Below are 9,179 nucleotides of genomic sequence, written 5' to 3'. Positions count from 1 at the left end.
CGCCCCGACCCAACCCCATTCAAAACCAAAATCAAAGTCAGAACCAAAGCCCTCTACGAAGAGTCGGTCATCCCGTAAAGCTGCTCAGATTGCTGATTCTGCTGCTCTTGCGTCCGTTCCAACCGTTCATGCTTTTGATCAGCCAGAAGCGATCGCCCCTCCCCCCGCAGCAGAAACGGCGAACATCCCCAGAGACACCGGAGACACTGGCAGCGTTGAAGTAACTGAACCAGCGGAGCAGAGAAACCAGGTCAGTCAAGACGAAATCGAGCAGGCTGACCCAGAACTGCACCTCTCGATCGATCGCCCCACACCCGAATCAATTGAGAGAGAGGTGCAAGTTGCCCCCCATGAACCACCCGATCGGTTAGAGAGGGCGATCGCCCCTGCGCCACCATCATTGGCTTCATCAAACAGCACAACATCTGCACCACCCATTCAACCAATTGAAGTAGTTCCAGTGCCACACCAATCAGAGTCCTTCTCTGAGCCAGAATTGCCTCATGTTGACGCGGATGTAAAAGCCGTGTTTGAACCGGAAGACGCGGCACAGAAGGTTTTGAAACCCGCGTCCCCTTTAACCTTAGACGCTCCCCAGTCGGATCAACCGCTCAATATCCAGAACCATCCAAACACTCCTCCGGGGGGGCAGTTTGTCTATCGATCGAGTTCCGATTTAGCAGATTCCATTGAACATGGCACCTTTGAGGTAACACCATCAGCGGCTACCCATCAGCTTGCCCGCTTAAACTCACCTGGTTTGAGCGAACTGGCTGAACCACAAGAGGCATCTACAGAGTCTCTTCCGTTACAGCAGCAGGCAGACGGTACGTTGGACGGTAACGAGGTCGTCTCAGCCCATTTTGAAGCGTCAGTGAACTCCAGGACAGATGTTGCTACCTGGAACACAACGGCGAATCAGGTTGTTGACCGTTCCCATCCCCCCGTTCTGGGGTTTGACGAGCGCACTCAGCCGCACGCAGACGTTGAAGCGGCACCTCCAACCGATAGGGGGCAAATGCCTGCCGTGAGACAGCAACACCCTGCGACATTCCCTCAACCCGGTGAGCCAGAATTTGAACAGGGTGAGACTGCGATTGTAGACCTTACCGCTACCACGGCTCAACCGAATGAAATTCCTTCCAGATTACAGCCGGAGAATGGGGGCGATCGTCCCAGCCCTACTTCCCCACCAGACACAGCAGCGGTTGACCCAACACCAGCATCAGTGCAAATCGCTGAGCGTTTTCATCAGGCTGAAGCATCTATCCATAACGAACCGCAACAGGTTAGCGCCAGTCCTGCCACTCCGGTTAATCCGGCAGAGCAGACTAGTCGAATCGATTCGCCAGACTCAGCAGATTCACCAGACTCAGCAGACTTGCCAGACTCAGCAGACTTGCCAGAGGATCGCCCTCTAGCCTCAGATATAGAGACTGAACCCAACAGTGACTTATCCAATCCGATCGCTCCATCTGGTAACGCACTGACACCACCACGGCAAGGGTACGCAATAGGCGGACAGGTCACGGCAACGCCACCCAACCCAGGAGCGATCGCCCCATCGGACAGTGTGCCAGCCATGCTGACACCCGGTGAGTTTGTGGTCAATGTCAGGGATGCCCAAAAACACCTGCCGTTGTTGCATCACTTGAATCAGGGTGGAGATATAGAATCTGCACCCATTTCAGAGTTTGCTGGTGTCGCTTCTGGTGATGAGGCAACACCACCACCAGAAGCAACCGCCGCTATTACCCGTAAACCAACCGCCATTCAACGTCACCCTCTCCATCGCGTCCGCCGTCCAGCATCCGTGACACCGCCTCCACTGAGCGACAGCAGACAACAAACGCTGTCTGATTTCCAGCCCATTCAGTCTGGCGTTTTTGGCGATTCAGGCTCAGAGTCATCTCCGCCTTTATCCTATGCCTCGCCTGCTTTAGTTTTCCGCTCAACCTCTCCTTCTGTCTCCCCTTCCGCCGCTGCAAACACCCCCGATCAATGGCAGAGCGTTGAAGATTTACTAGGCATGAGTCGCAGTCCGGTTACACCATCCTCAGCCAGTTGGGCAAGCCCTCCGTTACCGCTGGCTCAACCCATGCAGCAGGTCGTTCAACGTTACCCCATTCAGGGCTTTGCAGACGGTGGAGAAGTGGCACCTCCCAGCCCCGCTGAACCTGCTGCCGTGAGTGAAACCATTGAACAGCAAAGCAAAACGGATGATGAAACCGGAGGGGATGCGATCGAAACACTGGCTCAGGAGATCTATCAGCGTTTGCGGCAACGGTTAGAAATTGAGCGAGAGCGACAGGGATTATATTCGGGTCGGTTGCCCTGGTGAGATTCGTTGATGAGATTGCATTGGGATAGGAGAGTTGCACATGACCCTGGAAAAAGCCACACTTACCCCCTATAACGGAGAGCCAGGAGTCCCGGTTGAATTCATGTTTAATCCGACCCAGCTTGCCTTTGCCAGAAACGTGAAATGGCAGAGCGAACAGGGCAACCGGGGCAATAGCGCTTTGCCAAAGGTTAACTTTTCTGGAGTTGATCCCTTTAAGCTAACGCTGAATCAACTGGTATTTGATACTTACGAGACTCATGAATCTGTGGTGGAAAAGTACATTAAAAATTTGAAAAAAGGGGTAGAGTCACCCGACGGCAAAAACAAGCGCCCTCCCGTTTACTACCTGCAATGGGGGCAGAAAAAGACCTTTCTCTGCGTCATGCTCAGTTTGAGCTACAAGCTTGATATGTTTTTGCCCGATGGCACCCCCGTTCGAGCCTTGGTAGATATTTCATTACAGGAAGTAGAGAAAGAAAACCTGCCGGGCGATCGCCAACCCAACTCAACCGGACGAGCGCGTCAGACGGATGGCAGAAATGCCCGATCGCAGCGTAACCAGGGTCAACAGCCGCCCCCATCCTCTGATCCGGCCAACCAATCGGATTTCTAGAACACGATCGCCGCTCTTTTGTTGCAAGAGGTTTCCCTATGCCGCCCGCCACAATGAACTATGTTTCTGAGCCGCTATTGAAAATTAATGGTGAGCCTGCCCCCCCAGAGTTGATGAAGGATGTTTTGAAAATTGTGGTGGAAGAAAGTCTGCATCTGCCGGCCATGTTTACGCTGATATTGCACAACAACTATCTGCCGACCAGCCACGACCCTGGCAACGAACCCTGGCGACATCGACAGTATTTGGAAATGGGTAAGCAAGTTGAAATTGGCTTTGGCAGCAGCGTAACAGACGATCCTAATTTTGATGAACAGAAGAAAGGCTATTTAATTAAAGGAGAAATTACGGCCATTGATGCAAACTTCACCAATCGGTCAGAATCTCATTTAATTATTCGCGGGTACGACCTATCCCATCGCTTACATCGGGGTCGTTTCAACCGTTCCTTTCAAAACATGACCGACAGCGACATTGTCGATAAACTTGCTAATGAGGTTGGTCTTCAGGCAAAATGCGGCAACACGGGGCAGCCCCGCGACTATGTGTTTCAGGAAAACCAAACTAACATGGAATTCCTGCGAGAATTGGCGACGCGTCATGGGTTTGAGCTATTTGTACAGGATGGCAAGCTGCACTTTGGCAAGCCAGAAAGTCGGCAAGAACTGCAATTAAAATGGTTGCGAGATATCAATAGTTTTAACGTTAGAGTGACCAGCGCTCAGCAGGTGAGTGCGGTTGAGGTGCGCGGTTGGGACTACAAAAATAAGCGATCGATCGTTGAAACGGCTCAGTCAGAAAAGGTTGTTACAGAGACAGAAAACCGCAACGGTAGCCGCACTGCGAATCAATTTAGCATTGGCAACCCCAAAATGACGGTAGTCGATCGCCCCATCTTTAGTGCCGACGAAGCCAAACGAATGGCGCAATCCCTATGTGATGAACTGGGTGGCGAATTCGTCTATGCAGATGCCAAAACCGATGGTAACGGCAATCCTGAAATTCGTCCTGGACGAGTCATAAAATTGCAAGACCTGGGTAACTACAGCGGACGCTATTACATCACCGAAACTCGCCATTTGTATCACGAAAAGGTTTACAGCACTGATTTTAGTGTCAGAGGCTTGCGCGATAGTAGCCTGGTATCTATGCTGGCTTCTCCACCCCGGTTACAGCCCGGTCAAACGTTAATGGTGGGTCTTGTCACCAACAACAAAGATCCAGAAGGATGGGGACGGGTTAAGGTACAACTGCCCACTTTAACTAGAGATCATGAAAGCAATTGGGCCAGAGTGGTGAGTATTGGAGCAGGAAAGGGACGAGGCTTTGATTGCTTGCCAGAAGTGGATGATGAAGTGTTAGTCGGATTTGAGCATGGTGATATTCACCGTCCTTACGTCATTGGTGGCGTTTGGAATGGCAAAGATAATCCGCCCGAAGCGGTGAATGACAGCATTCAAAGCGGCAAAGTTCGCCTGAGAACCATCCAAACCCGCACCGGGCATACTGTTCAGTTTGTCGAAGAAGATAAAGGCGGCAGCAAAACCGGAGTGTCCATCCAAACGGCAGGGGGGCATAAAATTCACTTAAACGATAGCGATCGCCACATTAGCATCACCACAACCGGGGGGCATACCATAAAAATGGATGACCTGGGACAGTCCGTTTTAATCAAATCGACCCTGAATCTTTCAATTGAGGCCCAGGGCAACATCGATATCAACGCGAACGGCATCATTACCATTAGAGGTGCCATGATCCACCTCAATTAAGGTACGACTCAGGAGGACAGAACAATGCCCGGTAGACCTGCGGCTCGTGTGGGTGATATGACGGCTCATGGTAGTCCCCTGGCGGTAGGGCCAGGTAGCCCTACCGTGTTTATTGGCAAACGTCCTGCCTGGCGTGGCATTACGGCGGCACAGGCCGCCCAACTGGCGCAGACGATTAAGCAAGGGGCTGAAAAGATTGCAGAAGCTGGGGCAAGAGTTACCGCAACCGCAGGTACACCTGCCGCTGCGGCAGCCGTTGCCGACTTTAATCGAACGGTTGCCCAGGCCGCCGCCGATGCCGCTGCAATGATTGCCAGCTTCACGGCTGATATTCATACCTGTCCTGTGGTGAAGTTAGTGGTTCCAGACGGGGTGGGTGTGGTAATCAATGGCAGCCAAACTGTTTTAATTAACGGTCTTGCCGCCTGTCGGGTGGGCGATACGATTCAAGAAACCACCAGCATTAACAGTATTGCCGTGGGCGAGTTTACCGTCCTGGTTGGGGGATGATCTTCATCGGCACCTCTCGACTGGAACTCTCGACCTTTGTCGAATAGGCTAAACGATCGCCCTCTCGATATGCTTGACCTGTACTCTCTGATAAGGGCTGGCTTGTGTATACAGCAGATGGGTTCCAGCACCCCGATCAGCGTCACCTTGGCAAAGGTTGGGCGTTTCCACTGCGACCCAGCGTGCAGGGAGGCATCCAACTGAGTGCTACAGCACAGAAGGTACGCGAATCCATCTGGATCATTCTGCGGACAGGGTTAGGTGAGCGGGTTTATCGGCCAACGTTCGGTTCACGCCTGGCCGAACTAACCTTTGCCCCATTGAACAATACCACCCTACTCATGATTCGGATGCATGTAGAAGAGGCATTAGAAGCATGGGAACCGCGCATTATTTTAGAGGAAGTTCGCACCGATCCCGATCCGATTCGAGGCAAGGTAGACATCATCATCAACTACCGTCTCAAAGACAGCCACGACCAATTTAGCTACGTGTATCCCTTTTATTTAACGTCAGCAGGGGAGTAATTGTGGAATTTGAGTTTCTGCCGAAGTTACCAAGTTCCAATTTGGACGATCGCACCTTTACGGAACTAGTGGATGAATGTATCCTACGCATTCCGCGCTATTGTCCGGAATGGACGGATCACAACCTCAGCGATCCGGGTATTACCTTAATCGAACTGTTTGCCTGGCTCACCGACCAGATGTTGCTGCGGTTTAACCAGGTACCCCGCAAAAACTACGTCGCCTTCCTTGAACTGTTAGGGATTCGTCTTCATCCCCCCCGGCCTGCCCAAACAGCGCTAACCTTTTATCTCACCTCCGACCTGGCAGAAACCTACACCATTGCAGCCGGGGTGGAAGTGGCAACGGCACGGGCAGAACAGCAAGAGGCGATCGTGTTCAGTACCGATCGCCCTCTGGACATTGGCAAACCGCAGTTGCGTTACTTCCTCACCGATCGCACCGCCGAGAGTATGCCCCAGCGCTTGCGCGATCCGGTGGTGAATGAATGGACGCATCAGAGCAATGGTGAATGGGGCGGTCGCGAGCAACCGCTGTTTGATGAACAGCCCCAACCGGGAAATTGTTTTTATCTGGTGTTTGACCCCGATGCACCATTAGACGGCAACGTTCTGGCCATTACCTTTAAAGGGGCAGCCGGAACCCCCACTGGTATTGACCCGAACCAACCGCCTCGCCGCTGGGAAGCCTGGGACGGCGAGGCGTGGCAGCCTGTCTTATTGCGGGAAGGTGACGATGCCACACGCGGGTTTAGCTTTCATGAATTGGAGCAACAGGGTAACAATCCGGCACAGGGAGCGGATGTGATTCTGCACATGCCGTCCGACTGGCGCGTTGCCAATTTTACAACCTACAGCGGACGCTGGCTGCGCTGCGTGCTAACCGCTCCCGGTGGAGAACAACGCGGCTATTCTAGTGCGCCTCGAATTGTTAGTGTGGCGGCGCGATCGATCGGCGGTACGGTTCCCGCCAGCCAATGCACGGTAGTTCGCAATGAGCGGTTGGGCATCAGCAACGGCAACCCCGGACAGCGCTTTCAGCTTCAGAGCTTCCCGGTGTTAGAGCGCCGCGAACATGAGTACATTCTGGTCGAGCCGCCCAACGGCTTAGCCCAACGCTGGCAAGAAGTGCAGGACTTTGCCGACTCCACGGCGCAAACACGGCACTACACGCTAGATTCGCTTACAGGTACGGTGCAGTTTGGCCCTTTGATCCGCGAACCCAACAGCTTACGCTACCAAACTCAAATGCGTGCCCGTGTGCAGCAGTTTGGCCTGGATGATGTGACCACAGCCGATCGCCACACCGAAGGGCTAGAACACCAATACGGCACCATTCCACCAGCAGGGGCAGACATTAAAATGGTCTGCTACCGCACCGGAGGAGGACGACAGGGCAATGTACAGGCGCATACCTTGCAGTTTTTGCGAGCGGCCATTCCATACGTCGAGCGGGTAACGAACCATCAGCCTGCCTACAACGGTGCTGATGCTGAATCGCTGGATCAGGCCGTACTGCGTGCCCCGCGACTATTGAGAACGCGCGATCGCGCCGTAACCGCCGAAGACTTTGAAACCCTGACCCAACAGGCCGGAGCCGTTGCCCGTGTGCGCTGCATCACCCCCTCCGACAGCGGCAGCGCTGGCACCGTGCGCTTCCTGGTGGTGCCCCAGGTCAACACTGACCCAATTGAGCAAGGGCAGGGGATTTCTCCCCAGTCGCTCGTCCTCAACCCGGCGCTACGGCAGCAGGTTTTGAACTATCTGGATGAACGGCGGCTGTTGGGTGTGCAGGTACAACTGGCTGAACCCGACTATGTGGGGGTTTCAGTCCAAAGCCAGGTTGGGCTAGAGCCAGCCTACGACCACCCGCAAGCTCGCCAGACGATTTTGTTTAACCTGCGCGTGGCTCTCTATCGCTATCTCAACCCGCTGACGGGTGGGGCAGATGGACAGGGATGGGAATTTGGCCGCCCCGTTTACCAGTCCGATATTGTGGCGCTCTTGCAGCAAACCCCAGGGGTGCGTTTCATTGGTCCGATCGTGCTGTTTGCCCTGCGAAAACAGGCCAACGGCTGGGAACGAGAAGCCGCGCCGGAACCCTATATCGATCCGGGCGCACTGGGACTGATCTGTTCCTGGACTGATTCCAGCTTGCGCTCTGGACATGTTGTTAATTTGATTAGCCGTTAGCGGAGAGAGACATCATGGTTCACGCTCTGCCGCTGGCGCTCAAACTCGATCTCACCCCGATGCGAATTGCGGAGGTGGCTCCTCAGGATGAACTAACGCCTGTCCTGGCTCCGGGCATTGCCACAGAAACGATTTCCGGTGGGCGCAGCCTGGTGGTTTATCCCGGTGAACCCAGTGAAATGCTGGTGCAGGTGAAGAATCTGCGGACGCATTCAGTGGCATTGAGTCTCAAGGTTGAGGGCAACTTTCCGGCAGAGTGGTGTCAGTTGGGTACCGAAGGGCGAGAACTGCCTGCCCACGGCCAGATGGATGCTGTCCTCTACTTTCAGCTACCTGCTACCTTTTTTGAGGAGCAGCGATCGCTCCATCCCCAGGGAAACGGCCATCTGCGGCTGAAATATCACGTCCTCGTAACGGCACAGGCCAGCGATCGCGACTCAACCCAGATTCAGCAAGCAGAATTTGACCTTTACATTCGACCCCGCAGCCTCTATCTCGACTTTTTGCCCGATCTGTACCGCGAAGTGGACTTCATTGGTCGCTTTCTCACCATCTTCGAGCAAGCGTTTGAACCCGTGGTGCAGAGCTTTGATGCGATGTGGGCCAACCTCGACCCGCTGACAGCCCCCGCCGACCTGTTGCCCTTTTTGGCGCACTGGGTCGGTTGGCCGCTGGAACCGGAATGGAACCCAATGCAGCAACGGCGGCTGGTGCGGCAAGCGGTGGAACTCTACCGCTGGCGGGGCACTCGTAAAGGGTTACGGTTATATTTGCACTGGTATACCGGACTGCCGCTTGATGATGACAGCGTGCCGGAATTGAAAAAACAGATCAGCATCACCGAACCGTTTGGAGCCGGGTTTGTGCTGGGGGAGGCGGTGCTAGATGAAGGCGCAGTGCTGGGGGGTGGGCAGGCGTATCACTTCTGCGTGCGGTTGCGGGTCGATCGCCCCAACTCAACCGACCGGATTGATGAACCCCTGATTCGCAAAATCATTGAGCAAGAGAAACCCGCCTTTTGTACCTATGAGTTGCTGATTGAAGTGGCTGATTGAATCATTACTGGAACGACTGAAGCAAAACCATGACCCACCCCTTTCCTCCTCCTGCCATTGCTCCCTTCGACCGACTCAACGCCTTTAATGGCTTGATGATTACGGCTGAACGCTGGAAACGCGCCCACGACTATCACCGTCAGCGCCAGAATGCTCATTACCAGGC

At 54.0% G+C, this 9,179-nt stretch carries 7 protein-coding genes; all 7 read left to right on the top strand.

Annotation, left to right across the window (positions count from 1 at the left end; all coding sequences use genetic code 11):
• Positions 1 to 2,341: hypothetical protein (locus IQ268_RS31435; RefSeq protein ID WP_193887323.1), on the top strand; the 2,341-nt coding region annotated here is incomplete at its 5' end.
• Between the two features lie 40 nt (positions 2,342 to 2,381).
• Positions 2,382 to 2,957, top strand: a complete 576-nt coding sequence (locus IQ268_RS31430; RefSeq protein WP_193887321.1) for a hypothetical protein — start codon at positions 2,382 to 2,384, stop codon at positions 2,955 to 2,957.
• Positions 2,958 to 2,995: 38 nt separating this feature from the next.
• A complete protein-coding gene (locus tag IQ268_RS31425) occupies positions 2,996 to 4,729 on the top strand; it encodes a VgrG-related protein (protein WP_193887319.1) in 1,734 nt (577 codons plus the stop codon).
• 24 nt (positions 4,730 to 4,753) lie between these two features.
• Positions 4,754 to 5,239, top strand: a complete 486-nt coding sequence (locus tag IQ268_RS31420) for a PAAR domain-containing protein (RefSeq protein ID WP_193887317.1) — start codon at positions 4,754 to 4,756, stop codon at positions 5,237 to 5,239.
• A 104-nt stretch (positions 5,240 to 5,343) separates the two neighbouring features.
• The gene (locus IQ268_RS31415) at positions 5,344 to 5,766 is read left to right on the top strand and encodes a GPW/gp25 family protein (RefSeq protein WP_193887315.1); all 423 of its coding nucleotides are present in this window, start codon (positions 5,344 to 5,346) and stop codon (positions 5,764 to 5,766) included.
• Between the two features lie 2 nt (positions 5,767 to 5,768).
• Entirely contained in the window at positions 5,769 to 7,958 is a 2,190-nt protein-coding gene (locus tag IQ268_RS31410; protein WP_193887313.1) for a putative baseplate assembly protein, read from the top strand.
• A 14-nt stretch (positions 7,959 to 7,972) separates the two neighbouring features.
• Entirely contained in the window at positions 7,973 to 9,013 is a 1,041-nt protein-coding gene (locus tag IQ268_RS31405) for a phage tail protein (RefSeq protein WP_193887310.1), read from the top strand.
• Positions 9,014 to 9,179 lie beyond the last annotated feature (166 nt).

It is taken from the genome of Oculatella sp. LEGE 06141 (assembly GCF_015207605.1).
GTDB lineage: Bacteria > Cyanobacteriota > Cyanobacteriia > Elainellales > Elainellaceae > Oculatella.
The sequence above is the reverse complement of the archived record's forward strand: the minus strand, read 5'-3'. Positions and strand labels throughout refer to the sequence as shown.

Coding starts and splice junctions, on each gene's coding strand:
- IQ268_RS31430 (WP_193887321.1), top strand. CDS start 2,382: ATGACCCTGGAAAAAGCCACACTTACCCCCTATAACGGAGAGCCAGGA.
- IQ268_RS31425 (WP_193887319.1), top strand. CDS start 2,996: ATGCCGCCCGCCACAATGAACTATGTTTCTGAGCCGCTATTGAAAATT.
- IQ268_RS31420 (WP_193887317.1), top strand. CDS start 4,754: ATGCCCGGTAGACCTGCGGCTCGTGTGGGTGATATGACGGCTCATGGT.
- IQ268_RS31405 (WP_193887310.1), top strand. CDS start 7,973: ATGGTTCACGCTCTGCCGCTGGCGCTCAAACTCGATCTCACCCCGATG.